27 protein-coding genes are annotated in these 23,200 nt (G+C 65.9%); 17 read left to right on the forward strand and 10 right to left on the reverse strand.

What is annotated here, in order from left to right; translation table 11 throughout:
• Window positions 1-46 precede the first annotated feature (46 nt).
• Window positions 47-1,762: a methyl-accepting chemotaxis protein gene (locus D3877_RS19825; protein WP_238474991.1), complete on the forward strand. Its 1,716-nt coding sequence runs from the start codon at window positions 47-49 to the stop codon at window positions 1,760-1,762.
• Window positions 1,763-1,827: 65 nt separating this feature from the next.
• On the opposite strand, the gene D3877_RS19830 is transcribed toward D3877_RS19825, so the two are convergent.
• From D3877_RS19830 to D3877_RS19840, 3 genes are all read right to left on the reverse strand, one after another.
• Complete coding sequence (locus D3877_RS19830; protein ID WP_119832379.1) at window positions 1,828-2,625, reverse strand: ABC transporter ATP-binding protein; 798 nt, start codon at window positions 2,623-2,625, stop codon at window positions 1,828-1,830.
• Window positions 2,622-3,515 carry an ABC transporter permease gene (locus tag D3877_RS19835; protein ID WP_119832380.1) on the reverse strand — a complete coding sequence of 298 codons (894 nt, stop codon included), beginning with the start codon at window positions 3,513-3,515 and terminating at the stop codon, window positions 2,622-2,624. Before D3877_RS19835 ends, D3877_RS19830 begins: the two co-directional genes overlap by 4 nt.
• An 85-nt stretch (window positions 3,516-3,600) precedes the next feature.
• The gene (locus D3877_RS19840) at window positions 3,601-4,611 is read right to left on the reverse strand and encodes an ABC transporter substrate-binding protein (protein ID WP_199720841.1); all 1,011 of its coding nucleotides are present in this window, start codon (window positions 4,609-4,611) and stop codon (window positions 3,601-3,603) included.
• A gap of 166 nt (window positions 4,612-4,777) precedes the next feature.
• On the opposite strand from D3877_RS19840, the gene D3877_RS19845 reads away from it, so the two are divergent.
• Window positions 4,778-5,158: a DUF983 domain-containing protein gene (locus D3877_RS19845; RefSeq protein WP_119832381.1), complete on the forward strand. Its 381-nt coding sequence runs from the start codon at window positions 4,778-4,780 to the stop codon at window positions 5,156-5,158.
• Window positions 5,159-5,311: 153 nt separating this feature from the next.
• On the opposite strand, the gene apbC is transcribed toward D3877_RS19845, so the two are convergent.
• Window positions 5,312-6,436 carry an iron-sulfur cluster carrier protein ApbC gene (apbC, locus tag D3877_RS19850; RefSeq protein WP_119832382.1) on the reverse strand — a complete coding sequence of 375 codons (1,125 nt, stop codon included), beginning with the start codon at window positions 6,434-6,436 and terminating at the stop codon, window positions 5,312-5,314.
• 162 nt (window positions 6,437-6,598) lie between these two features.
• Here apbC and hflK point away from each other — a divergent pair, with 162 nt between their 5' ends.
• From hflK to D3877_RS19865, 3 genes are all read left to right on the forward strand, one after another.
• Entirely contained in the window at window positions 6,599-7,840 is a 1,242-nt protein-coding gene (hflK, locus tag D3877_RS19855) for an FtsH protease activity modulator HflK (RefSeq protein ID WP_119832383.1), read from the forward strand.
• 13 nt (window positions 7,841-7,853) lie between these two features.
• Window positions 7,854-8,717 (forward strand): protease modulator HflC, encoded by an 864-nt coding sequence (hflC, locus tag D3877_RS19860; RefSeq protein WP_119832384.1) that lies wholly within the window; start codon window positions 7,854-7,856, stop codon window positions 8,715-8,717.
• 245 nt (window positions 8,718-8,962) lie between these two features.
• Window positions 8,963-10,495: a DegQ family serine endoprotease gene (locus tag D3877_RS19865; RefSeq protein ID WP_420796907.1), complete on the forward strand. Its 1,533-nt coding sequence runs from the start codon at window positions 8,963-8,965 to the stop codon at window positions 10,493-10,495.
• Between the two features lie 99 nt (window positions 10,496-10,594).
• On the opposite strand, the gene hutG is transcribed toward D3877_RS19865, so the two are convergent.
• Entirely contained in the window at window positions 10,595-11,419 is an 825-nt protein-coding gene (hutG, locus tag D3877_RS19870; RefSeq protein WP_119832386.1) for an N-formylglutamate deformylase, read from the reverse strand.
• A gap of 295 nt (window positions 11,420-11,714) precedes the next feature.
• On the opposite strand from hutG, the gene D3877_RS19875 reads away from it, so the two are divergent.
• Entirely contained in the window at window positions 11,715-12,191 is a 477-nt protein-coding gene (locus D3877_RS19875) for a DUF3299 domain-containing protein (protein WP_119832387.1), read from the forward strand.
• Window positions 12,192-12,210: 19 nt separating this feature from the next.
• Here the strand turns inward: D3877_RS19875 and D3877_RS19880 are convergent, their stop codons facing one another.
• Window positions 12,211-13,359 carry a succinylglutamate desuccinylase/aspartoacylase family protein gene (locus D3877_RS19880; protein ID WP_199720842.1) on the reverse strand — a complete coding sequence of 383 codons (1,149 nt, stop codon included), beginning with the start codon at window positions 13,357-13,359 and terminating at the stop codon, window positions 12,211-12,213.
• A 104-nt stretch (window positions 13,360-13,463) separates the two neighbouring features.
• Here D3877_RS19880 and D3877_RS19885 point away from each other — a divergent pair, with 104 nt between their 5' ends.
• Complete coding sequence (locus D3877_RS19885) at window positions 13,464-14,705, forward strand: hypothetical protein (protein ID WP_119832389.1); 1,242 nt, start codon at window positions 13,464-13,466, stop codon at window positions 14,703-14,705.
• Here D3877_RS19885 and D3877_RS19890 read toward each other — a convergent pair.
• From D3877_RS19890 to D3877_RS19900, 3 genes are all read right to left on the reverse strand, one after another.
• Complete coding sequence (locus D3877_RS19890) at window positions 14,677-15,651, reverse strand: tyrosine-type recombinase/integrase (RefSeq protein WP_119832390.1); 975 nt, start codon at window positions 15,649-15,651, stop codon at window positions 14,677-14,679. The two genes, D3877_RS19885 and D3877_RS19890, sit on opposite strands and share 29 nt — an antisense overlap.
• Entirely contained in the window at window positions 15,599-15,883 is a 285-nt protein-coding gene (locus D3877_RS19895) for a helix-turn-helix transcriptional regulator (protein WP_119832391.1), read from the reverse strand. Before D3877_RS19895 ends, D3877_RS19890 begins: the two co-directional genes overlap by 53 nt.
• 192 nt (window positions 15,884-16,075) lie before the next feature.
• Window positions 16,076-16,450: a helix-turn-helix domain-containing protein gene (locus tag D3877_RS19900; RefSeq protein ID WP_119832392.1), complete on the reverse strand. Its 375-nt coding sequence runs from the start codon at window positions 16,448-16,450 to the stop codon at window positions 16,076-16,078.
• A gap of 146 nt (window positions 16,451-16,596) precedes the next feature.
• Between D3877_RS19900 and D3877_RS19905 the strand changes: the two genes are divergently transcribed.
• The 3 genes from D3877_RS19905 to D3877_RS19915 are packed head-to-tail and all read left to right on the forward strand — an operon-like array spanning window position 16,597 to window position 17,416.
• Window positions 16,597-16,896 carry a hypothetical protein gene (locus D3877_RS19905; RefSeq protein WP_119832393.1) on the forward strand — a complete coding sequence of 100 codons (300 nt, stop codon included), beginning with the start codon at window positions 16,597-16,599 and terminating at the stop codon, window positions 16,894-16,896.
• A 32-nt stretch (window positions 16,897-16,928) separates the two neighbouring features.
• The gene (locus tag D3877_RS19910) at window positions 16,929-17,186 is read left to right on the forward strand and encodes a hypothetical protein (RefSeq protein ID WP_119832394.1); all 258 of its coding nucleotides are present in this window, start codon (window positions 16,929-16,931) and stop codon (window positions 17,184-17,186) included.
• A gap of 35 nt (window positions 17,187-17,221) precedes the next feature.
• Window positions 17,222-17,416, forward strand: coding sequence for a putative ring-forming protein (locus D3877_RS19915; protein WP_119832395.1), 195 nt, complete (start codon window positions 17,222-17,224; stop codon window positions 17,414-17,416).
• On the opposite strand, the gene D3877_RS19920 is transcribed toward D3877_RS19915, so the two are convergent.
• Window positions 17,403-17,675 carry a hypothetical protein gene (locus D3877_RS19920; protein ID WP_147395241.1) on the reverse strand — a complete coding sequence of 91 codons (273 nt, stop codon included), beginning with the start codon at window positions 17,673-17,675 and terminating at the stop codon, window positions 17,403-17,405. The two genes, D3877_RS19915 and D3877_RS19920, sit on opposite strands and share 14 nt — an antisense overlap.
• A 154-nt stretch (window positions 17,676-17,829) precedes the next feature.
• Between D3877_RS19920 and D3877_RS19925 the strand changes: the two genes are divergently transcribed.
• The 7 genes from D3877_RS19925 (at window position 17,830) to D3877_RS19950 (ending at window position 22,906) form a co-directional block, all read left to right on the forward strand.
• Window positions 17,830-18,129 carry a DUF6874 family protein gene (locus D3877_RS19925; protein WP_119832397.1) on the forward strand — a complete coding sequence of 100 codons (300 nt, stop codon included), beginning with the start codon at window positions 17,830-17,832 and terminating at the stop codon, window positions 18,127-18,129.
• 5 nt (window positions 18,130-18,134) lie between these two features.
• Window positions 18,135-18,401 carry a hypothetical protein gene (locus D3877_RS19930; protein ID WP_119832398.1) on the forward strand — a complete coding sequence of 89 codons (267 nt, stop codon included), beginning with the start codon at window positions 18,135-18,137 and terminating at the stop codon, window positions 18,399-18,401.
• Window positions 18,402-18,609: 208 nt separating this feature from the next.
• The gene (locus D3877_RS19935) at window positions 18,610-18,966 is read left to right on the forward strand and encodes a DUF968 domain-containing protein (protein WP_119832399.1); all 357 of its coding nucleotides are present in this window, start codon (window positions 18,610-18,612) and stop codon (window positions 18,964-18,966) included.
• Complete coding sequence (locus D3877_RS19940; RefSeq protein ID WP_119831770.1) at window positions 18,963-20,096, forward strand: nucleoside triphosphate pyrophosphohydrolase family protein; 1,134 nt, start codon at window positions 18,963-18,965, stop codon at window positions 20,094-20,096. The genes D3877_RS19935 and D3877_RS19940 overlap by 4 nt, the downstream gene beginning before the upstream one ends.
• Window positions 20,096-20,263: a hypothetical protein gene (locus tag D3877_RS29935; RefSeq protein WP_158599929.1), complete on the forward strand. Its 168-nt coding sequence runs from the start codon at window positions 20,096-20,098 to the stop codon at window positions 20,261-20,263. The genes D3877_RS19940 and D3877_RS29935 overlap by 1 nt, the downstream gene beginning before the upstream one ends.
• Before the next feature lie 3 nt (window positions 20,264-20,266).
• Window positions 20,267-22,111, forward strand: coding sequence for a DNA polymerase III subunit beta (locus D3877_RS19945; RefSeq protein WP_119831769.1), 1,845 nt, complete (start codon window positions 20,267-20,269; stop codon window positions 22,109-22,111).
• Window positions 22,112-22,114: 3 nt separating this feature from the next.
• Entirely contained in the window at window positions 22,115-22,906 is a 792-nt protein-coding gene (locus D3877_RS19950; RefSeq protein WP_238474976.1) for a DNA cytosine methyltransferase, read from the forward strand.
• Window positions 22,907-23,200: the final 294 nt, after the last annotated feature.

Consider the following 23,200-nt stretch of genomic DNA (forward strand, 5'->3'; position numbering starts at 1 on the left):
GACTCTTCCTGTGGCTGTTCTGCTCAATATTTTGGCATTTTGGAACGTGCGCTTGGCGCGGGATGACGTTTCTCACGCGGTCAACGCCCGCTACGAGTCCTATCTTTTGGCCGATGAGTTGCGCCAAAGTTCCGATGACTTGACCCGCCTAGCCCGCACTTACGTCGTGACGGGCGACTCACGGTATGAGGACCAGTATTGGGCGGTTCTGGACATCCGCAACGGCAAGAAGCCCCGCCCGGTGGAGTATCACCGCATCTATTGGGACTTCGTCGCCGCCGGAACCGCCAAGCCGCGCGCCGATGGCGTGACCGTTCCCTTGCAGGAGTTGATGACCCGCGCGGGCTTCACCGAGGCGGAGTTCGCCAAGCTCAAACAAGCGCAAGCCAACTCCGACGGGCTGGTGAAGACCGAAACCATCGCCATGAACGCCGTCAAGGGGCTGTTCGACGATGGAACCGGCAAATTCACGCGCAAGGGGCCGCCTGATCTGGAACTGGCGCGCAAGCTGATGCATTCGCCGGAATACCACGCCTTCAAGGCCAACATCATGGCCCCGGTGGATGAGTTCTATGTGCTGCTGAACGCGCGCACGACCACCGCCATCGCCCAGGCCGAAGCGCGCGAGGCGGGGGCCACCCAGTTGTTTTTGGTCATGCTGGGGGTTCTGGCGCTGGTCATTCTGGGGGTGCTGTGGACGCTGTTCCGCCGCGTGTTGGCTCCGTTGGGCAGCCTGAAAGACGCGATGAACGCCTTGAGCGAGGGCAAGACCACGGTGACGATCCCGGGCCTGGAGAAGCCCGACGAGATCGGCGCGATGGCGCGGGCGACGCGCACCTTCCAAACCGCGATGGACGAGGCGGTGCGCCTGCGGGAAGCCCAGGTGCAAGGCGAACGGACGGCGGCCGAGCAGCGCCGCGCCATGATGAACGGTTTGGCGCAGAGCTTCGAGTCGGAGGTGGCGCAAACCGTGTCGGCGGTCGCTCACTCGTCGGTCGCGATGAAGACGGCGGCGCAAGCGATGTCCACCATGTCCGAACAGGTGGTGTCGCAATCCTCTCAGGTTGCGTCGGCGTCGCAGGGCGCGGCGTCGAATGTGGAATCGGTGGCCGTCGCCGCCGACGAGTTGGCTCAATCGGTGGCCGAGATTGACCGTCAGGTGTCGGAATCGACCAAGATCGCCCGCAGCGCGGTGGAGGAGGCGGCCAACACCGACGTCATCATGAAGGCGCTGGCCGAATCGGCCTCGCGCATCGGGCAGGTGATCGCGCTCATCAACAACATCGCCAGCCAGACGAACCTTTTGGCGCTGAACGCCACCATCGAGGCGGCGCGGGCGGGGGAGGCGGGCAAGGGCTTCGCCGTCGTCGCCAACGAGGTCAAGAGCTTGGCGAATCAGACGGCCAAGGCCACCGAGGACATCGGGGCGCAGGTGTCGGCGGTGCAGACCGAAAGCGCGCGGGCCGATCAGGCGATTCGCCAGATGGTCACGGTGATCGGACGGATCGACGAGATTTCCGGCTCCATCGCCGCCGCCGTCCGCCAGCAGGGGCAGGCCACCAGCCGGATCGCCGGGAATGTCGAGCGCGCGACGCGCGGCGCGGCGACCATGTCGGCGGCCATCGGCAACGTGACCGCCGCCGCCCAGGAGGCCGGGGCGACGACGCAAACCGTGCTCGACACCGCCAACCGGCTGTCGGGCGAATCCAGCGCCTTGCAAACCGCCATGGGGCGTTTCTTGGGGCAGATCCGCAACGCGTGACCCGATGGGGCCGGGGGGCGTCGTCTTGCGGCGGCGCCCTTCTCTCCCTCGGGGGCTGGCGCGGCTCAGCCGATCAGCAGGCTGTCGTCGCTGATCTCTTCGCCGCCGCGCTGCTTGGCGAACAGGGCCAGCAGATGCGGGACGTCCAGACCGGCGCGCGTCGTGCCCGCCACGTCCAGCACGACGCGCCCCTCGTGCAGCATCAGCGTGCGGTCGCCGTAATCGAGCGCTTGGCGCATCGAATGCGTGACCATCAGCGTGGTCAGCCGGTTTTCCCGCACGATGCGCCGGGTCAGGTCCAGGACGAAATCGGCGGTGGCGGGGTCGAGCGCCGCCGTGTGCTCGTCCAACAGCAGAATTTTCGATCCGGCCAGCGTCGCCATCAACAGGCTGACCGCCTGCCGTTGCCCGCCCGACAACAGACCCATGCGGTCGTGCAGGCGGTTTTCCAAACCAAGCCCCAACGCGGCGATGCGGTCGCGAAAGCCGCCGCGCCGCTCCGACGCCAGGGCCAGCGCCAAACCGCGACGGCGACCGCGCGCGGCGGCCAGCGCCATGTTCTCCTCAATGGTCAGGGTGGCGCAGCTTCCCGCCAGCGGATCCTGGAAGACGCGGGCGACCAGCCCCGCCCGCTTGGGCGTGTCCCAGCGGGTGACGTCGCACTCGTCGATGGCGATGCGCCCCTGTTCGGCCAGCACGTCGCCCGCCAGCGCGCCGAGAAAGGTCGATTTCCCCGCCCCGTTGGAGCCGATGACGGTGACGAACTGTCCCTCGGGGATCGTCAGGCCGATTCCGCGCAGCGCGTGCTTTTCCAGCGGCGTGCCGCGCCCGAAGGTGACGTGGATGTCCTTGACGACGATCATCGGGCGGCCCTCGCGCTGCGGGATTTGCCCTTCAAGCGGGGCAGGATCAAGGCGACCGCGACCAGCAGGGCGGTGACGAGGTTGAGGTCGGAGGCTTGCAGGCCGATGACGTCCGCCGTCAGCGCCAGTTGCACCGCCAGCCGGTAGAGGATCGACCCGGCGACGCAGCCGACCAGCGTCAGCAGCAGCGCGCGGGCGGGCAGCACCGTTTCGCCGACGATGACGGCGGCCAAGCCGACCACGATGGTGCCGATGCCGGTGGTGACGTCGGCGAAGCCGTTGGTTTGGGCGAACAGCGCCCCCGCCAACCCGCACAGGCCGTTGGACAGCGCGATGCCGCTGTAGATGTGGGCGTCGGTGTTGACGCCTTGGGCGCGGGCCATCCGGGCGTTGACGCCGGTGGCGCGCATCGCCAAGCCGAACTCGCTGGACAGGAACCGCGCCAGCAGCAGCACGACCACCCCGACGATGACCAGAACCACCAGAGGCCGCACGACGTGATCGGGCAGGCCCAGCCCGTAGAAGGGCGTCAGAACCGTGTCCTGCATCAGAAGCGCCACGTTGGGCCGCCCCATCACCCGCAGATTGACCGAGAACAGGGCGATCATCGTCAAAATGCTGGCCAGCAGATGCAGGATCTTGAAGCGCACGTTCAACAGCGCCGTGACCAGCCCCGCCGCCGCCCCGGCCAGCCCGGCGGCCAGACTGGCCAGCCACGGGTTAACCCCGGAAATCAACAGCACGGCGCAGACGGCGGCCCCCAGCGGAAAGCTGCCGTCAACCGTCAGATCGGGGAAATCCAGGATGCGGAAGGACAAAAAGACGCCAACGGCGACCAGCGCGTAGACAAGGCCGATCTCGATGGCGCCGAACAGGGCGATGTCGCTCATGGGGAACCGCTTTCGCTGGCGGGGGCGCTGGCCCCCTCCCTAACCCTCCCCCGCTGGACGCGGGAGAGGGGACAATGAAAAACCCTTACTGCCCAACCACCTTGGTCGCGCGCTTCAGCACCGAGTCCGGGATGGTCACGCCCATCGCCGCCGCCGATTTCGGGTTGACGAACAGGTCGGTTCCCTTGGCCAGGGCGACCGCGATGTCGCCGGGCTTCTCGCCCTTCAGCACGCGGGCGACGACCGCGCCGGTCTGCTTGCCGACCTGGAAATAATCAAAGCCGATGGAGGCGGCGGCCCCGCGCGTCACGCTGTCGGTGTCGGCGGAGAAGATCGGCAGCTTGGCCTGCTGGCCAACCGAAATCACGCTTTCCAGCGCCGACACGACCGTGTTGTCGAGCGGGACATAGACCGCGTCGGCCTTGCCGACCAGGCTGCGGATCGCCGGTTGGGCGTCCGCCGATTTGGGGACCGAGGCTTCGACCACCGACAGGCCGACCTTGGCGGCCTCATCCTTCAGGATCTTGACCAGAACGACGGAGTTCGGTTCGCCGGGGTTGTAAAGCACGCCCAGACGCTTGGCGGTCGGCACAATCTCGCGGATCAGGGCGACATGCTCGGCCACCGGGGCCATGTCGGACAGGCCGGTGATGTTGGCGCCGGGCTTGTCCAGGCTCTTGACCAACTGCGCGCCGACCGGGTCGGTCACGGCGGTGAAGACCACCGGAATGTCGCGGGTCGCCGCCGCCACTGCCTGGGCCGACGGGGTGGAGATCGGGACGATGACGTCGGGCTTCGATCCGGCGAACTGGCGGGCGATCTGCGCCGCTGTGGCCGGGTTGCCCTGGGCGCTCTGATACTCGACCTTCAGGTTCTGGCCGCTGGTCCAGCCCGCCTCCTTCAACGCTTCCACCACGCCGTCGCGCGTGGCGTCCAGCGCCGGGTGCTGGACAATGGCGGTGATCGCCACGGTCTTGGTCTGGGCCTGGGCGGCGCCGGACAGGGCGACCGGGGTCGCGAAAGCGGCCAGGGCGACCGCAGCGCACAGCAGACGGGGGGCCAACAGACGGGGGGCCAACAGACGGGAGAAGGTCATGATCGCGTCGTCTCCGAAACGGTGAACCCATCCCCTAGACCGGGACGACCGGCCCCGTCAACTCGGCGGCGGGTCGCGCAGTGCAGAAACGCGGGCGGAGACGGGGCGGCGGGGTGCGCGCGCTTGGAAAAGAGCCTATATTGTCGGCGACACGGAAGGATGCCCTATGATCGCGACCACCGCCCGGCCCCCCTCGAAACTCGCCGCGTCTTTGCGCGGGCTGATCGGCTGTTGCCCGAATTGCGGGCGGGGCCGGTTGCTGCGCAACTATCTGAAGCCGGTTGACCATTGTTCGATCTGCGGCGAAGCCTTTGGCCATCTGCGCGCCGACGACGCGCCGCCCTGGATGACGATCCTGATCGTCGGCCACATCGTCATTCCGGCGCTGCTGGCGGTGGAGCAGACCTATGAGCCGCCGACCTGGGTCCATATGGCGGTCTGGCCGCTGCTGTCCCTGCTTCTGACGCTGGCGCTGCTGCCGCGCTGCAAGGGCTTCATCCTTGGCCTGCTGTGGAGCACCGGCGCGCCGGGATCGGAGCGGGGGTAGGCGCGCGCGCCGCTTGCCCCCTCCCCAACCCTCCCCCGCTCGCGCGGGAGAGGGAACGCCGCTGATCTTCAACTCGGCTGACCTTCAACAAGCCTCCTACCCCCTCTCCCGCAACGCGGGGGAGGGATGGGGAGGGGGCCGTTCGCCGCAGCCTTACTGAACCACAATCTTCGGCGCGACGCGCCCGCCGCCGCTGATCTTGTCCCACAGCCGAGTGGCGATCTGGCGGTAGACTTTGGCGTGCTCCGAATCGGGCTGCGACACGACGATGGGTTGCCCCTGGTCGGACGTCTCGCGGATCGACAGATGCAGCGGGATTTCGCCCAGGAACTCCATGCCCAGATCGTCGGCTTCCTTGCGGGCGCCGCCGTGGCTGAAGATGTCTGTGCGGTGGCCGCAGTTTGGGCAGCAGAAATAGCTCATGTTCTCGATGATGCCCAACACCGGGACATCGACGCGGCGGAACATGTTCAAGCCCTTGCGGGCGTCGAGCAGGGCGATGTCCTGCGGGGTGGAAACGATCACCGCGCCCGCCAGCGGCACCTGTTGGGCCATGGTCAATTGCGCGTCGCCGGTGCCGGGCGGCATGTCCACCACCAGCACGTCGAGATCGCCCCAATTGACGTCGCGCAGCATCTGCTGAAGCGCGCTCATCACCATCGGGCCGCGCCAGATCATCGGGGTGTCTTCGGCGACCAGGAAGCCCATCGACATCACCTTGATGCCGAAATTCTCCATCGGCTCCAGCCGTTTGCCGTCGGGGCTGTTGGGGCGGCCGGCGATCCCCATCATGCGCGGCATCGACGGGCCGTAAATGTCAGCGTCGAGCAGCCCGACCTTGCGCCCGTTGGCGGCCAGCGCCAGCGCCAGATTGACCGAGGTGGTCGATTTGCCGACGCCGCCCTTGCCGGACGCGACGGCGACGATGAATTTGACGCCGGGAACCAGCGGCTTTTGCTCGGCGGGGCCGTGCGCATGCGCGTGCCCATGCCCGCCCTTCGGCGCTGGCGCGGCGGCCTGCGGCGCGGCGCGGTGGGCGGTCAGCACGGCGGTGACGGACAGCACGCCGGGCAGCGCCTCAACCGCTTTTTCGGCGGCGTGGCGCACCGGCTCGGCCTGCGCGCCGCGCTTGGGATCGACCTCGATGGAGAAGGCGACGTGCCCGTCGCGGACCACCAAACCCGACAACATGCCCAGGCTGACGATGTCGCCGCCCCGGTCCGGGTCGGTGATGGACTTCAGCGCCGCCAGAACTTGCGCTTCGCCGATCTGCGCCATGGTTGAAAACTCCGCTGCGTTCCCGATATTTGGCAGACATCCGACTGTGGACGTGCTCTTCGAGGGAAGCGGCACTATAGGACCGTCGGACAGGAATGGTAAAGAGATCGGCGGACGCCGAGCTTTCCGCAGCGAGAGCGCCACAAAAGGGGAATGACGCGTATGCCGTGGAACAATCAGAGCGGGGGTGGTCAAGGTGGAGGCGGCCAGGGCGGCGGCGGCGGGGGCGGTGGCCCCTGGGGCGCGCCTCCGGGCAACAACGGCCCGAACACGCCATGGGGTCGGCCCTCCTCCGGTGGTGGCGGCGGTGGCGGCGGTGGGCCGCAGCCGCCCGACCTTGAGGACCTGATGCGCCGTGGGCAGGAGCGCCTGCGCCGCGTCATGCCCGGTGGTCTTGGAACCGGGCGCGGCGTCGGCATCGGCGTCGGCATTCTGGCTCTGATCTGGCTGGCCAGCGGCATCTACCGCGTCGAGGCGGACGAGCAGGGCGTGGTCATGCGCTTTGGCCAATGGGTGCGCACCGAACAGCCCGGTTTGAGCTATCGCTTGCCGTCGCCCATCGAATCCGTGCTGCTGCCCAAGGTGACGCGGGTCAACCGGATCGAAATCGGCTATCGCTCGACGGGCGACGGGCGGCGGGCTGACCGCGACGTTCCCGACGAATCGCTGATGCTGACCGGCGACGAAAACATCATCGACATTGATTTCACGGTGTTCTGGGTCATCAAGGACGCCGGAAACTTCCTGTTCAAGATCCGCGAGCCGGAAGTGACGGTGAAGAAGGCCGCCGAAAGCGCGATGCGTGAGGTGATTGGCCGCACCGAGCTGCAACCGGCGCTGACCGAGGCCCGCCAGCAGATCGAAAACTCGACCCGCAAGCTGCTCCAGGCCATGCTGGACGAGTATCAGTCCGGCATCGAAATCACCCAGGTGCAGTTGCAGAAGTCCGATCCGCCCGCCCCGGTGATCGACGCCTTCAACGACGTGCAGCGCGCCCGCGCCGACCGCGAACGCTCCCGCAACGAGGCGGAAACCTACCGCAACGACATCATCCCCCGCGCGCGCGGCGAGGTGGAGCGTCTGGTTCAGGAGGCCTCGGCCTACCGTGAGCAGGTGGTCAGCCTGGCTCAGGGCGACGCCGAACGCTTCCGCAAGGTCTATGAGGCATACGCGCTGGCCAAGGACGTCACCGCCAAGCGCATGTATCTGGAAACGATGGAGGAGATTCTGCGCGGTCGGAACAAGATCATCGTCGATGGCGCCGCGCAGGGGGTGATTCCCTATCTGCCGCTGAATCAACTGTCGCCGCAGGTCGCGCCGACGCCGCGCCCGGTCGCGCCGCCGGCCAACACCCCGTCCAACAGCGCTGGGCCGCAAACCCAGCCCCAGCCGACCAATCGGTGAGGAGGAACGCATCATGAGCCGCACTCTCGCCGCCATCGGTTTCGCCGTCGCCGTTTTGGGCGTCGTCGGATCCGCTTCGGTCTTCACCGTCAACGAGGCGCAACAGGCGCTGGTTCTCCAATTCGGCGAACCGCGCCGCGTCGTCCGCGAACCCGGCCTGAAATTCAAGGTGCCCTTCATTCAGGAGGTGCGCATCCTCGACCGCCGCGTGCTGGATCTCGATCCGCCGGTGGAGCAGGTGATTCTGGCCGACCAGAAGCGTCTGGACGTTGACGCCTTCGCCCGTTACCGCATCCATGACCCGCTGCGCTTCTACCAGACGGCGGGGACGGAGGCGGTGGCGGAAACCCGCATGAACGCCACGGTCAATTCGGCGCTGCGCCGCGTGTTGGGCAACGTCACGGTTCTGGCCGTGCTGTCCGACGAGCGGACGAAGATCATGACCGACATCAAGAATCAGGTGAACGCGGAGGCGCAGCGTTTCGGCATCGAGATCGTCGACGTCCGCATCCGCCGCGCCGACATGCCGCAGGAAACCAGCCAGTCGATCTTCGCCCGCATGCGGTCGGAGCGCGAGCGCGAGGCGTCGGAAGCCCGCGCCCAGGGCCAGGAGCAGGCGCAGCAGATCCGCGCGCGGGCCGAGCGTGAACGCACGGTCATGGTCGCCGAGGCGCAGCGCGACGCGCAGATCCTGCGCGGCGAAGGCGACAACACGGCGTTGAAGCTGATCGCGGAAGTCACCTCGAAAGATCCCGAATTCTATGGGTTCTATCGTTCGCTGGAAGCCTATCGGAAGGCGCTGAACAAGGACGACACCACCATGGTGCTGTCGCCCAACAGCGAATTCTTCCGTTATTTCGGCAAGCCGACGCCGTAACCTTGGCGTTTGGCGGATCTGGTGTATGTTTCCGATGGGCTGCGTTCCGGCGCGGCCCATCGGTTTTGTCGATCAAGACCGTCCACCGTGGTCTCTGGACCGTCCCGCCCTGTTGCGGCCATATTGCTGGTCCAACAGTGGGGCGGCCATCCACCTGTAAAGCATTGGCCGGACGTCTGGCAGGGAGAGCAGAGTTGACGAGCACACCCAACACCGAACCCGCCATGGCGGTTGCGGCGGCCCCCATGGGCGCGCACCGCGCGTCAGGCCGCCGGGGCCGGAAGGCGGGCGTTTATCCCGTGATCGCCGCTCTCCTGTGGGCGTTGACCGCCGTGGTCGGCGCGCCGTCCGTCAGCGCCGCGCAAACCACGACTGGGCCGTCGCGCGCCTCCAACGGCAGTTTCGCCGATCTGGCGGAAAAGCTGCTTCCGGCGGTCGTCAACATCTCGACCAGCCAAGCCGCGCCCCAGCGCGCGCCGGGGCAGCGTCCGGAAGTGCCGCAATTCCCGCCCGGCTCGCCGTTCGAGGATTTCTTCCGCGACTTCTTCGACCGTCAGCAGCAGCAGGATCAGCCGCAGCGCAAGGCGACCTCGCTCGGCTCCGGCTTCATCATCGACGCCAAGAACGGCTATGTGGTGACGAACAACCACGTCGTGCAGGACGCCGACGAGATCACCGTCATCCTTCAAGACGACACCAACATCAAGGCGGAACTGGTCGGCAAGGACAGCAAGACCGACGTCGCCCTGTTGAAGATCAAGACCAGCCATCCGCTGGTCGCCGTTCCCTTCGGCGACAGCGACGCCATGCGCGTGGGCGATTGGGTGCTGGCCATCGGCAACCCGTTCGGTCTGGGCGGGTCGGTGACGGCGGGCATCATTTCGGCTCGGCAGCGCAACATCGACGCCGGTCCGTATGACGACTTCCTGCAAACCGACGCGTCGATCAACCGGGGCAACTCCGGCGGCCCGATGTTCAACCTGAACGGCGAGGTCATCGGCATCAACACGGCGATCTTTTCGCCGTCGGGCGGTTCGGTCGGCATCGGCTTCGCCATTCCGGCCAACCTCGCCAAGCAGGTCGTGGCCCAGCTCAAGGAATTCGGCAAGACCAAGCGCGGCTGGCTTGGCGTGCGCATCCAGGCGGTGACGCCGGAAATCGCCGAAAGCCTGGGGCTGCCCGCGCACAAGGGCGCGCTGGTCGCCTCGCTGACTCCGGACGGCCCGGCGGCCAAGGCGGGCATCCTGGCGGGCGACATCGTCACCAAATTCGACGGCAAGGAGATCGGCGAGATGCGCCGCCTGCCGCGCGTCGTCGCCGAAACCGCCATCGACAAGGCGGTTCCCGTCGAAATCTGGCGCAAGGGCAAGGCCCAGACGCTCCAGGTCAAGGTCGGCGAGTTGGAAGCGGCGGAAGAGCAGGGCTTGCTCGCCGCCGGGCCGGAAGACAAGGCGCCCAAGGACAAGACCCCGGCCCAAAAGCCGACCGAGTCGCTTGGCTTGAAATTCACCGCCATCACCCCGGACCTGCGTCAGCAGTATGAGATCAAGCCCGACATGAAGGGCGTGGTCGTCACCGACGTGCAGGCCAATTCGGCGGCGGCGGAAAAGGGCCTGAAGGCGGGCGACGTCATCATCGAAGTCGGCCAGGAAGAGGTCCGCAAGCCCGAGGACGTGACCGCCAAGGTCCAGAAGGCCAAGGAGCAGAGCAAGAAATCCATCCTGCTGCTGGTGGACCGCAAGGGCGACCTGCGCTTTGTGGCGATCCCGCTGAGCTGAGGCTGGCTGGAGTCATAAAAAAGAGCGCCGACGGGAAACCGTCGGCGCTCTTTTTGTTTCTGGGAAAATGCGCTGGGGCCGCGCGCTGTAAGATTTTCCTTACAGATACCCGGCCCGCCGCCGTCCCGACGCCTTTTCCCACGCCCATTCGACGATCACGCTCATCAGCCGTTCCAGCGACGGGCGGACCTGAGCGGTCAGGTCGGGGCGAAAGCGGTGGGGCGGATCCTCGTCCATGTAGGTGGCTTGGGTCAGCTCCAACTGGATGGCGTGGATGTTTTCGGCAGGGTTGCCGTAGGTCCGGGTGATGTAACCGCCCTTGAAGCGACCGTTCAGCATGGCGGAATAGCGTTCCGACGCGGTCAGCACATTCATCAGGCGGCCGACCAGCGGCGGGGCGGCGGTCTGGCCGTCGGCGGTGCCCAGGCTGAAGTCGGGCAGGGCGCCGTCGAAGAAGCGCGGCACTTGGCGGCGCACCGAATGGGCGTCGAACAGCACGGCGACGCCGAAGCGGTCCTTCAGGCTGCGCAATTCGGCCTGGAGTTGTTCGTGGTAGGGGCGCCAGTAAGCGCCGATCCGCCGTTCGATCTCGGCGGCGTCCGGCTCCTGGCCGGGCTTGTAGACGGGGGCGTTGTCGAAGGTGGTCAGCGGGCAGATTTCGGTGTTGCTGGCGCCGGGATAGAGCGGTTTCCCGGTCGGGTCGCGGTTCACGTCCACCACATAGCGTGAACAGAGCGGCGTCATAAAGCCGATGCCCAGCGCCGGGGCGAAGTGATACAGGCGGTCCAGATGACGGTCGGCGTCCGGCTGCGCCAGCCCCTCCTCGGTCAGAGTGGCCGCAATGTCCGGGGGGATCATCGTCCCGACATGCGGAATGCTCAGCAACACCGGGGTTTCACCCGGCTGGAAGCGAAAGGATTCCATGGCTCGTCTCATGACCGGAAGGGTGGCGCGCGACCGTTTCCGGTGCGGCGCAACATTGGGCCGACTATGGTCCGTTGGGTCGCCGTGCGTCAAACATATTGCGTTTCTGCGAAATCCTGCGCCGTTTCTGTGAAATATTCAGAGCGGATGTTGGCTCTGCCGCGCCGCGCCTTTTTGCGCGTTGACCGGATCGGCGGCGTGCCGGACACTGCCGTCCAAACAGCGGCGGCCCGTCGAAACGCGCCGCGCAAGGGACGCCGGGCGACAACCGGCCCCACATCGGGGGAGACGCGCCATGAGGACGACACGCCGTCAGCTTTTGTTGCCGCTTGCTCTGGCCCCGGTCGCCGGTTGGGCGGTCTGGGCGACGGGAACGGTGGACGCGCCCTCGCACGGGGCCGGGCCGTTTCACCTGCCGCTGGATGAGTCAACGGCGCTGTGGCGCGACCTCGCTCAGGTTCGTTTGGGCGGGCCGACCGGCGACCCGCAATTTCCCGCGCGGGTCGCGGCGCTGAACGGCCAGCCGGTGGCCGTGCGCGGCTTCATGGTTCCCCTGGCCGACGGGACGGCGCACAACCGCTTCATCCTGTCGGCCAACCCGGTGAGTTGCCCGGCCTGTCAAAGCCCCAGCCCGGCCAGCATGCTGCACGTCCACGCGCAAGGCCCGTTGGGCGAAACGCAGGAGCCGGTCCTGTTGACCGGCACCCTGCGCCTGCGCCCGCATGAGGGGCTGTTCTATCGGCTGGAGCGGGCCGAAGCCCGCTGGTCCTGATCCGGCGCAAACGCGAGGATCAATCGAACAGCAGCGCGTGGCGGTTGGATTCCAGCGGTTCCGGCCCGGCGATGGAGGCCACCAACTCGCCCCGGCTGACGAAGCGCAGATTGTTGCGCGCCATGACGATGCCGCCGCCCGGCGTGCGCAGCGGCGTGCGGGCTTGATCGGGATCGGCGGCGGTGGGATCGACGATGTCGGCGATCAAATCGCCCGCCGCCACCTGGTCGCCGACGGCGCGGTGAAAGGCGATGACGCCGGACACCGGCGACACCACGCGGGCCAACCCGGTCAACGGCGTGGCGTCGCAAAGCAGCGGCGGCAGATCGGGCGGGGTTCCGGCGACGATGCCCCGTCGGATCAAGGCGCCGATGATCGCCTGGGCGTCGGCGTCGGCCTGGGCGTCGTCAACGTCGGCCTTGCCGCGCAGCTCAATCGTGGTGGCGACGCAGGCCGCCGGGATCGGCCCATCGGCGGCGAAGCGCGCGGCCAGCGTCCACCAGGGCACCGAACAGGCCTCGTCAAACGGCTTGCCGCCCGCGTCGGGGGAGAGCAGCACGGCCTTGGCCCCCAAAAGGGCGGTCAAATCCGCCAGCTCCGGCCACAGGGCGTCGCCCGCGTAAAGGTGGGGGACCGATTCCTGGTCGCAATGCAGATCCAGAACCATGTCGGCGTCGAACGCCATGCCCATCAGCGTGTGGCGCAGGGCGGCGACTTCGCTGTCGGGCGGCGGCAGCGCGTCAAAGGCGGCGCGCAGGGCGGCGCGCACGGTCTGGACGTTGGCCTGAGGGTCGGGGCCGATCTTTCCGACCAGCCGTTCGGCGGCGCCCTCGATCAGATCGGGAAAGATCCGGTTGAAATTGCCCGAGCCGTCCAGGGCGTAGCGCCCGACATGGACGCCCTCGACGATCTGGCCGATGCCGGTCGGGTTGCACATCGGCACGACGATGATCTCGCCCGACACGGCGGCGCCGCGCAAACGGCGAATCAGGTGATGGGCGACCAGCAGGCCGGGGGTTTCATCGGCGTGCAAGGCGGCCTGGATGTAGATTTTCGGGCGCGCGCCGGGCGTGCCGAAGCGATGAACCGTCAGCGACCGGCGCGTGCCGAGTCGGTCGGTGAGCAGAGTCACCTCCTCAACGCGGTGGTGCGAAGGGGGAAGGCTCACGATGATGCATCCTCGTCATGAATGGGGCGCGGCGGCGCGCCGACCGGGGGAGTGTGCCACAATCGGCGTTTTCGGGAACCGCAAAGCGTGCATGGGGAGATGGGATGAGCGTCGCGGCGGAGGGTGAGACGAGCTTGCGGGTGGGGCTGGCGGGCGCGGCGCTGGTCATGGCCCTGGCGCTCTATGGCGCGTTCAGCGCGCCCGCGCCCCCATCCGTCCGGCTGACCGAGGCGGCCATCGGCGCGCTGCTGTTGTTGGCCGTCGGCTGGCGCGCGCCGTTGTTCGCGGCGACGGGCCACGCCCTGCGCCGGGCCGACCTTCCAACCTGGGAGGCGCTGGCGATTCCGGCGCTGGCTTGGCTGCTGTGGGCGCCGCTGTTGCGCGGGGCGGCGCTGGGCTGGGAGAGCGCCGACATCCTGCGCGACGTGGTGCCGCTGTTTTATCTGTTCCTGCCGGTTCTGCTGGTTCCAGCCCTGCGGCGTGGCGGGGTGTGGGCGGAGCGGCTGTTGGGCGGCGGGCTGATTTTGGCCGGGCTGCTGTTCACCCTGCGCTGGTGGAAAGAGGTTCAGTGGGGGTTCGGCGCGGTCGGCGTCCGGGCGATGACCGACGGCGGGGCCTATTTCCTCAACGCGCCGTCGGTGCTGTTCGCGGCGGTCGCCCTGCCGGTGTTGGCGTTGGGGCTGGCGGCGCGCGGCGGGGTGGCGCGGTGGATCGCCGCGCCCGCCTGCGCGCTGGCGGGGGCCTTTTGTCTGGCGGCGCTGGCGGGGGCGGTGCATCGCAGCGCGCTGGGGCTGGCGCTGCTGTCGGGCGTGGCGGTGGCGGTCTGGTGGGCGCGGCGGGCGCCGTGGCTGATCCTGCTGATTCTGGCTGGCTTGGCGCTGGTCGGTGGGTTGGCGGGCGAGTCGCTGTTCGGGGCCTGGGGGCAGGCGGCGGAAAAGACTCGTTTGACCGGCGTCAACGCCCGCTGGGACGAGGCGGCGGCGGTGTTTCAGCATGCGGCGCAATCGCCCTGGTCGTTGCTGTTCGGCGACGGCTGGGGCGCGCGGCTGGAAAATCCGGCGGTCGGCGGCTGGCGGGTGTCCTACACCCACACGCTGGCGACCTACGCGCTGGTCAAGGGCGGCCTTCTGGGGGCGTTGGCGTTGGCGGCCTATTTCGGTGGGGTGGCGCCCGCGCTGCTGCGGTTGCTGCGTGTGGATCCGCCGCTGGGCTGGGCGCTGCTGCCGCCGCTGCTGATGGCGCTGGGGGTTCACACCAGCTTCAATGGTGCGAAAATCAATATATATCAATCCACTAAATATGATTTTTCATCGTTTGTCATTGGCGGAAATTTTCCAGCTTTGTGATGGCGGCAGACGCTCTTCGGCGTTGGTCTGCGGCCTTGGTATAATGCTCGACCATAGCGAGTGTGGCATGTCCGGTGATTGCCGCAATCTCGTGGACGCTACAACCCGCCTCCGCCAGCCGGGCGGCGGCTACCTTGCGCAAGCCGTGGAAGACGTAGCCCACGAACTCAGGCCGGAGGAACTCCCTCTTGCCGTCCTTGGCCTTGCTGCGAGCGCGCAGGCACCGGCTGAACATCGTCGCGAAGGATGGACCATCCCTCCAAGGCTTGTCGTTCGACCGCACGAGCAGTGTTGTCGATTCAGAATTCTGCCTCCAGGCCGCAAGTTCAGCGCGCAGCGTTGCGTGGCAGGGGATCCAGAGCTTTGCGCCAGTCTTCTCCTGCACCACGCGAATCGCGGAGCCGTCGTAGTCTGCCCACGTCATCCGAATGCAATCCCCTTCGCGCTGGCCGGTATTCAGCCCCAAAACAACCGCTCGGCGCGCCCACTCAGGCAGGCCCCCAGGTGCAATGGCCTGCTCAACCAGATCTGGCGGCCAAGTCGCATATTCGCCGGTGGAAAGAGCTTTGATGCGGAGCGCGGGGTGGTAATCAATGTATTCCCGGTCTACAGCAAACTGCAATATAACGCCGAACATCACATGAACCTGATTGGCCCGAGCTGGCTGTTCGGCGATGCTGTCGCGGAGCGCCAACACGTGGCGGCGCTTGATCGCCTTGATGTCAACATTTCCGTACGTGTCAATTATGTGGTTTAATGCTCGTTCGTAATTTCTTTTACTGTTTGGGCGTAGTTTTGTGAATGCAGGACTCATGCGATATGCGCGAGCAATTGATTCGACGGTCCTGATTGAAGCGCCGCCTTCCTTCCTCTTTCGCTCGTAGGTATAGGTTTTAACCGTTCCGTCTGCGAGGGTTCTGCTTACGGATTTCTTTTTTTGGGCCATCCCGCAATATCCTTTCCATGATTGCATCCGGGTCTGCGGAGCGAGGAGGATTCGCTGTCGCCACATCCATTCCGCGCCGGACGGCGGCGCGCAGATCCTCGACAGGCCACCGCTTCATCCCGCCGATTTCGCGGGGTTCAGGCAGCACGCCCTTTTCCACCCACCGCTTGATCGTGCTGCGACTGGTGTCAAAGAACTCGGCGACAGAGATCTCCGAAAGAAACTCCTTCATGCCCCACCTCTTGATGCCATCTGAGCGTGCGACGGGTAGCCGCCACGACGTGACAGTATATGCACGAATTGGTGTTGACTGGGCAAGCTGAAAGCACTAATTTGCACTGGACAGAGCGCGGCGGCTCCGGTGGATGTGGGGTGGGTCGTCATCAATCAGCCGACTCTCGACGGTAGCCTGCAAAGGCTACAGCTACATCCTTCTTTTTACAGAAAGGTCGAAAACGGTTTGGATGATGTCGTGCAATTTAGGTAAATCATCATCTGGTATTTTTTCTAGAAGGTCGTTGATTTTCCTTCTGAACGGATTGTGAGAGGCGGGAGGTATTGGGTCATCTACCAATCCCGTTAACCAGTCTTCGTGAATATCTAGCGCTCTAGCAATTAGCGTTAAGTAGGAGCTTGTTCTGCTCAGGCCATCTTCAATCTTTTGGATAGTCTGTGTCGGACACCCAACCAAGCGCGCCAAGGCTGGGCGGGTATATCCTTTGTCGATACGCGCCTTTTCAAGGCGATCAGGAAAAATGTCCCTTCCGGGCGTAGATATCTTCACGTTTCTCTTTGTCATGCAAGCCTCCGTAATGATGCGCAGAGTACACTAAAAAGTGTTAGGAGCAAGCGGATAGGTGTTACAAAACACTAATCAGTGTTACAAAAGTTGCGCTAATTGGCGCTTGATGACTCCGTTGAATGCTGCAACCAGGGCGCTAAAAAATGGCAAGCCAGGAATATGAGAAGATCGTGAAGGCTGTCGGTTCCGAGGCGGCGCTTGCTCGCATGCTCGACACAGCGCAGCAGCATCTCAACCGCATGAGCAAACGGGAAGAGTTCACCGCCGATTGGGCGCTGCGCATCCGCAGCGTTGTGCGGAAATTCGATCCTGAGATGGACGTCGATGTCGGCGCGCTGTGCTCGGGCCTGCGCGGCTGGACGCCGCCCGACGCGCCCCAATCTTCCCGAAAGCGCGGACGCCCTCCCGGTCCCTCGCGAGAGTCCGGCCTTCACAGTCTCTAACACCGCAAGCACCTCTGTCGGAGCAACCGGGAATGACCACCACCAAAGATCACCCCGCCATCGTGGCCGAAGCCAGTCGGCAAAAGCGGCTGGTGGAAATCGCTGCACCGATCAATCCGCAGGACCATGCGCGCAAACATCGCGTCTCGCTCATGGGGGCGAGCGGAATCGCCGAGGAAACCTACCTCGCGCCGACGCTCGACTGCGCGCTTGCTGTGGCGGAACTCCTGCTGCGTGGCGAAGAGGTTCCCAAGAACTACTTCGCAAATCTCACCGACGCCTCTCATTAACACAACCCCACTAGAAGGCGGGCGCTTGGCCGATCATGAAAATGGATATCCCTGAATTTCGCATGCAGTGCCTCAGCTTGGCTGCGCACACCGCCGGAAATGATGGCGACGCGGAAAAAATCATCAGCGCCGCCGAGAAGTTCTTCCGGTTCGCTTTCTTGGAGGCCGGGACCATCGAATTCGACCAGACCGACAACAAGCTCCAGTGGAAGTACGTTAAGCCTTCTTGACCTTCGCCGCCTTCTCCGTGTCGGTCAGCTTCCATGAGGTTGTAGCGGCGGCAATAGTGGCTGACTGCTCGTGAAGGTAACTGCGCGCGATTGTGATGGCGTCAGCTTCGTCGTAGTGACGAAGCGAGACAAGGACCGGCACCTCGAACCCAAGGAGTCCATGCAGCACGCGGAAGGTAACTCTGGCGAAGTCTGTATTGCTTCCATCGACCCTAAGGGGCGCTTCCATTCGTACAAATGTGACTTGGGCTTTATCCATAAGGGCTACTCCGTGTGGGGTTGTGACAACCGCAGGGTAGCGCAGGCCGTGCGGTCTGTCATTGGGCTGCCCGGTCGCACCTAGGAACGCCGAACCACACCCAAATACCAACCCACGCGCTGGTCGATCTGGCGCGAACGCCGGAGGTTTGTCCATGGTCAAGTTCAACGCACGCCGCAAAGACGCCGACAAGATCACAGCTATCGTCAAGAAGGTGAGTGAGGTCATGAAAAAATCTGGCGGCCCGGATGTTGACCATCTTGAAGTCCGAATGAGCCTGACAGCCTGTCACCTAAACGGTTGCCCGCTTGATCTCGACAAGCTGGCAGCCGCCGACGACTTCAACCTGCTGCATGACGTGATCGGCATCCACCGCCACGTCAGCCGCGACACCGGCGAACTGACTGACCACTTCCGCCCGCGCTGCGCCGCCCGAATTCAGCAGGCGGCCTGATCGTCATGACCGACCGGATCATCCGTAACATGGGCGCCGCATCCCTGCTGATCGAGCGTGATCCGCGACCGGGTCGAGCGTTCGTCAGCGTCGCGGACGTCGGGACCGACCGCTGTCGCTACATGACGAGCGTGACGCACAGCGCGTCTGTGACGTTGGGGTTCGAGGCGGCGGAACAGCATTTCGGCTGCCCCACCAAGGCGGTCGAGTGGCTCGACCAACGCAGCGCGGACCTGGCCACACCCGTTCACCCGCCACAACTGGCGGCCTGAGTTTCGCGGCCCCCGCCCGCGTCCACCAGCCCGAGAGGGCGTTTTCCTCCCAGCCTTGCCGCCGGGTTTTCCCCGAGACCCGGCGGCACCTTTCCAAGCCCCTTACCCTGCATTGGGTGGGGCCACAGGGCGTTGCGGACGCAAGCAGCGATCCGCCGGAAAGCCGCACGCCCGATAGAGCGCGGCGCATCCATCGGAGACCGCCGCCATGCCTCTCCCCGCCCGCCGAAAGCGCGAGAGCGCCGAGACCGGACGCGACAAGCGCGCCCGCTCCCCCGCCCACCTGTCCTTTGTCCGTGGTCACGAATGCTCTGTGTCCGGCTGCAAGGGTGCGCCGATCGAGGTCGCCCACGTCCGCGTCGGCACCGATGGCGGGACCGGGCTGAAGCCGTCCGACAACTGGACCATCAGCCTGTGCCGCGAGCATCACCAGGAACAGCACGCCATTGGCGAACCGGCCTTCGAGGTCCGTCACCGGATCAACATGAAGGCGCTCGCCGCCGAGTTCGCCGCCGCGTCACCAGCCTGGAAGCGTCACCTCAAGAAGATGGAGGCGCAGCGGTGATCCAGCTCCCAACCACCCAGCCCGCTCCGGCGGTCATCAATTACAAGACCGTCGCGGCGCGCCTCGTCATCACCCCCAGCCAACCCGCCATCACGCTGGACGGCGTGGCCATCGGCACGCTCAAGCGTGAGATGGACGAGACCCGCCAAGTCTGGGCCGCGACGTTGACGGACGTCATCGGCCACCGTGGCGGCTATTTCAAGAACGGCTCCCTGGTCGATCTCACCCGGGCCGTCACCAACAAAGTGGTCGACATCCTGCGCCGCCACAACCCGGACGCCGATTGGGGTGTCCTGCACCTGGAGGCTACGCCCGGCGAGCTGGTCGAGATCGCCGACGCTCGCCGCCGCGTCTTGCGCTTCCCGCACGGCCTTCGCTACGCGCAACGGGCTTGCCCGGCTGGTCGGAAGGTGGTGATCCGAAATCCGCTCGCGCGCGGTCGCGGCCATCTGGTGTTTGAGGGGGCGGTCGAGGGTGTGCGCAGGGTTTCGCGCGCGCAGGCCCTTGCCGCTGATCGGCTTCTCGAATACCGCCATCCGAACGCCAAGCATTTTTCCGAGGTGACGTTCAACCTGCTGCCTGCCGTGTTGGCGCCGGAGGTCAAGGCTCAGGCGCCCGCCGCCCCGCCGCAAGGGGAGACGCAGGCCTCCATTATGGAATGGAAGCGCGCGACCTTTGGCGTCAGCACGCCCATGCGCCAGATGGCGCGCGCCGTGGAGGAGGCGGCCGAGTTGTTCCGCGCCGTCACCAGCGGGGCCGACCCGTCACGGGTCTCCGTCGAGGCTGCCGACGTCGCCCTGATCCTGGCTGACATCGGCGAGCTGTTGGGGGTTGCCGACTGGCTGGCCGATGGCCGTCAGACATGCATCAGCCAGCCCGAGCGGTTGGTCGCCTTCGTCGTGACCCAGCTTGGGTGTCTAGCCCGCGAGGTCGCGGAAATTGATCCGGAGCGGGGAGAAGACGGGCTGCGTGTCCCGCGCTCCATCCTCCAATCAATCATCGGCGCCCTTCAGGAACTGGTCGAGTTTGGGGATCTGAAGGGGGCCATTGACGCCAAGATGGCGGTCAACCGGGCGCGTGTTTGGAGCCTGGACGGGACCGGCCATGGTTATCACCGGAGCGCCGCCTGATGCCAGCCCGGATCATCCGGCGCTGCGTCGCGCGCCTTGCCGCCGCTTTCGCCGCCCCCGCCGACGTCGCCACCCGTCGCCTGCGCGTCTGCCTCCATGACGACGCCCGCGCCCACCTGCTGGCCGCCATCAAGCGCCCGCCGGTTGCGTGCAAAAGCGGAGGGTGAGCGATGCGCATCCCCGCAACCTGCGTCACAGATGCCCCACTCTACGCCGGGCTGATCGGCCCCGGCGGCTTGCTGGCGTCAACCACGCTCCCGCTCTCCAAAGGCGCGATGGTGGTGGAGGTTGTCGCCCGCCCGATAGACCTTCCATATGGCGCTTTTGCCCGGCTCGTCCGCGACCGGATCGACCCGATGTGGGGCGCACAAGATGCCGATCCAGAGGGCTATTGGGTCTTCGCGGATGAGGTGGAGCGGTTGGGCCAGCCCACCGAAATTGAAGACCTGATCTCCAGCGCCTTCAAGCCGGATTCGGCGTCCCACCGCGTCGCCCGCGCCATCTACGACGAGCCTCAGCACGGGACTTGTGGTCGTCCGCTTGGCCGGACGCTCGACACGCTCGCCGAGTTGGCGGGGTCAGATCCTGACTTTGACGACTTTTACGCTGACGACGAAGACGGCGATGGCGACGGAGAGACCGATGGATCGGCTCCCGTCAACGACGTCGCCGCCATCGCCGACGCGGTCAAACAGACCCCGTCCGCGCCGTCTTCCGAACCCACGAACGTCACCCCAATCCCCCCCACCCAACCGCCCGCCGCCCCGGCGCAGCCCCAGAGCGCGCCACCGCAGGCCATCCCCAAGGGCAACACGCTCATGCAGTTCACCATCGACAAGGGGCCGTTCCTCTCGGCGTTGAAGCGCGTCGTCGCGCTCGCCGCCAAGAAATCGGCAATCCCCATTCTGGAATGCGTCCTGCTGGACGTCTCCGACACCGTCCTGGCCTTGTCCGCCTCGGACATGGCGGTAGATGTGCGTGTGACGATGCCGATCAGCATCGGAGCGCAGCCCGGTAGACTTGCCGTTCCTGGCGCCGCCTTGGCGACCGCCATCGACGCTCTGCCGGACGGCGCGCAGATCACGTTGGAGGCGGTTGGCGCGACCGCCGACGGCGTCCGTCTCCGCATCCTCTGCGGCAAAACCCGCTTCCACCTTCCGACACGCTACGCGGAGGATTTTCCGGTCTTCGCCCCAGCCGATGGCGCAGAAATGACCATCCCGGCCTCCGCGCTCAAGCAGGCGATTGACCGGGTTGTTGGGACCATGTGCACGGACGACACCAAGCCAAACCTGATGGGCATGGCCGTCCACGCCCTCCCTGAAGGGGTGCGGGTCGTGACCAGCAACGTGAAAGCCTTGTCCCGCGCCGACCTGAACGTCTCGACGGGCGCCGAGAATTTCGTGGCGCTGTTCGGCAACCGTGATGGGTTCCCCGGCGTTCTGATCCCCTCCGCCTCGGTCGCCGCGCTGCGCCGCCTACTGGATGTCGTTGGTGATGAGATCGAGGCGCGTCTCGTGATCGGTCAGCGCCGCGCCACCTTTGACCTGTTTCCATTCAGCTTCGGAACCACGCTTTCCGCTGTCGCGTTCGCCCCTTATGAGCGGGTGATCTCCCACGCTTTGGGGATTGCCAACAAGCGGATGACCATTCCGCGCGGCGACTTCCTGGCCTCGATCCGTCGCGTCCGCTCCATGGCTGACGACAAAGACCGCGCTCTCGCTCTGACCATCACCGCCGAGGGCGTTCGGGTCGAAACGGCTGAGCGGGGCAGCGCCGACGCCGTCGACGTTCTGGAAACGGACACGGGGTTCACCTTCGGAAGCGCCAGCATTGGGTTTTCGTCGAAATACTTGGTCCCGGCGGTCGAGGCCCTGAACGCCAGCTCCCTGTCTTGCGAAATGGGCAGCCCGGACGCCCCGACCTTCTGGCGCGCCGCGCAGGAGGAGGACATCAACGCCGCCGAACACCTGATCGTGGTCATGCCCTACCGGCTGTCGAAGGCGGAGGGCTGATCCATGGACCCGATCACCTACGGGACTGTGTGTTCTGGCATCGAAGCGCCATCCGTCGCCTGGGAAGGGCTTGGCTGGGCGCCGACCTTCTTCAGCGAGATTGAGGCGTTCCCGCGCCAAGTCCTCCAGCAACGTCAGCGGGCGGTCAACGCCAACCAATCCGGCGCGGCGACCTTGGGTGTCCCGCTTTGGGGCGACTTCACCGCCATGCGCATGCGCTTTTTCCGCCGGTTGGGCATTCGACTGCCGGACATCCTGTGCGGCGGAACCCCCTGCCAAGCCTTCAGCCTGGCCGGTTTGCGTCAGTCCCTCGACGACGCGCGCGGCAACCTGACTTTGGAGTATGTGAGGCTTGCCAATGCCATCGACAGCGAGCGGTTCCGGTTTGGAAAGCCCGGCCTCGTCATCCTCTGGGAAAACGTCCCCGGCGTCCTCAACACCAAGGACAACGCCTTCGGCTGTTTCCTCGCGGGGCTTGTGGGCGCGGATACCCCCCTCGTTCCGCCACCGGGACTCCGCTGGACCGACGCGGGTCTGGTTGCTGGACCCCGTCGAAATGCGGCGTGGCGCATCCTGGATTCCCAATATTTCGGCTTGGCCCAACGACGCCGCCGTGTGTTCGTTGTCTGCTGTCCTGTGGACGGGCCAGATCCCTCGGAAATACTTCCTGAGCAGGAGGGCCTGCGACGGGATCATCCGCCGCGCCGAGAAGCGGCGGCGCGAGTTACCCAAGCCCTTACGCGAAGCCTTGGAAATGGCGGCCCCGACGACAACCGAGCGCAGGCCAACCACTGATAGAAGCAGCCCTTGCTTTGGCGGCAACAACACCTCCGGCCCAATCGACGTTGCAACCGCCCTGAACGCCTCACACACCGCCAGTGGTCGCCTGGATTTCGAGACCGAGACCTTCGTCTGTCAGCCAGCCTATCCAATCCTGGAGGTCGGCGCCCGCACCGGAGCCTCAACCTCTGACCCAAGGGCCGGGATTGGGATCGGGGATGACGGCGACCCGATGTTCACGCTTCAGGCTGGTAAGCAGCATGGCGTCGTCACCGCTTACCGCACCGCTGGCGATGGGGCCGTCTACGA

The organism is Azospirillum cavernae (assembly GCF_003590795.1).
GTDB lineage: Bacteria > Pseudomonadota > Alphaproteobacteria > Azospirillales > Azospirillaceae > Azospirillum > Azospirillum cavernae.

Excerpts from the sequence above, each read along its gene's own strand:
- D3877_RS19900 (WP_119832392.1), bottom strand. The coding sequence starts at position 16,450 with ATGACAAAGAGAAACGTGAAGATATCTACGCCCGGAAGGGACATTTTT.
- D3877_RS19835 (WP_119832380.1), bottom strand. The coding sequence starts at position 3,515 with ATGAGCGACATCGCCCTGTTCGGCGCCATCGAGATCGGCCTTGTCTAC.
- D3877_RS19930 (WP_119832398.1), top strand. The coding sequence starts at position 18,135 with ATGACCGACCGGATCATCCGTAACATGGGCGCCGCATCCCTGCTGATC.
- apbC (WP_119832382.1), bottom strand. The coding sequence starts at position 6,436 with ATGGCGCAGATCGGCGAAGCGCAAGTTCTGGCGGCGCTGAAGTCCATC.
- D3877_RS19840 (WP_199720841.1), bottom strand. The coding sequence starts at position 4,611 with ATGACCTTCTCCCGTCTGTTGGCCCCCCGTCTGTTGGCCCCCCGTCTG.
- D3877_RS19865 (WP_420796907.1), top strand. The coding sequence starts at position 8,963 with ATGGGCGCGCACCGCGCGTCAGGCCGCCGGGGCCGGAAGGCGGGCGTT.
- D3877_RS19915 (WP_119832395.1), top strand. The coding sequence starts at position 17,222 with ATGAAAATGGATATCCCTGAATTTCGCATGCAGTGCCTCAGCTTGGCT.
- D3877_RS19945 (WP_119831769.1), top strand. The coding sequence starts at position 20,267 with ATGCGCATCCCCGCAACCTGCGTCACAGATGCCCCACTCTACGCCGGG.
- D3877_RS19925 (WP_119832397.1), top strand. The coding sequence starts at position 17,830 with ATGGTCAAGTTCAACGCACGCCGCAAAGACGCCGACAAGATCACAGCT.
- D3877_RS19920 (WP_147395241.1), bottom strand. The coding sequence starts at position 17,675 with ATGGATAAAGCCCAAGTCACATTTGTACGAATGGAAGCGCCCCTTAGG.
- D3877_RS19875 (WP_119832387.1), top strand. The coding sequence starts at position 11,715 with ATGAGGACGACACGCCGTCAGCTTTTGTTGCCGCTTGCTCTGGCCCCG.
- D3877_RS29935 (WP_158599929.1), top strand. The coding sequence starts at position 20,096 with ATGCCAGCCCGGATCATCCGGCGCTGCGTCGCGCGCCTTGCCGCCGCT.
- D3877_RS19890 (WP_119832390.1), bottom strand. The coding sequence starts at position 15,651 with ATGGCCCAAAAAAAGAAATCCGTAAGCAGAACCCTCGCAGACGGAACG.
- D3877_RS19885 (WP_119832389.1), top strand. The coding sequence starts at position 13,464 with ATGAGCGTCGCGGCGGAGGGTGAGACGAGCTTGCGGGTGGGGCTGGCG.
- D3877_RS19830 (WP_119832379.1), bottom strand. The coding sequence starts at position 2,625 with ATGATCGTCGTCAAGGACATCCACGTCACCTTCGGGCGCGGCACGCCG.
- D3877_RS19905 (WP_119832393.1), top strand. The coding sequence starts at position 16,597 with ATGGCAAGCCAGGAATATGAGAAGATCGTGAAGGCTGTCGGTTCCGAG.
- hutG (WP_119832386.1), bottom strand. The coding sequence starts at position 11,419 with ATGGAATCCTTTCGCTTCCAGCCGGGTGAAACCCCGGTGTTGCTGAGC.
- hflC (WP_119832384.1), top strand. The coding sequence starts at position 7,854 with ATGAGCCGCACTCTCGCCGCCATCGGTTTCGCCGTCGCCGTTTTGGGC.
- D3877_RS19950 (WP_238474976.1), top strand. The coding sequence starts at position 22,115 with ATGGACCCGATCACCTACGGGACTGTGTGTTCTGGCATCGAAGCGCCA.
- D3877_RS19895 (WP_119832391.1), bottom strand. The coding sequence starts at position 15,883 with ATGAAGGAGTTTCTTTCGGAGATCTCTGTCGCCGAGTTCTTTGACACC.
- D3877_RS19910 (WP_119832394.1), top strand. The coding sequence starts at position 16,929 with ATGACCACCACCAAAGATCACCCCGCCATCGTGGCCGAAGCCAGTCGG.
- D3877_RS19935 (WP_119832399.1), top strand. The coding sequence starts at position 18,610 with ATGCCTCTCCCCGCCCGCCGAAAGCGCGAGAGCGCCGAGACCGGACGC.
- D3877_RS19845 (WP_119832381.1), top strand. The coding sequence starts at position 4,778 with ATGATCGCGACCACCGCCCGGCCCCCCTCGAAACTCGCCGCGTCTTTG.
- hflK (WP_119832383.1), top strand. The coding sequence starts at position 6,599 with ATGCCGTGGAACAATCAGAGCGGGGGTGGTCAAGGTGGAGGCGGCCAG.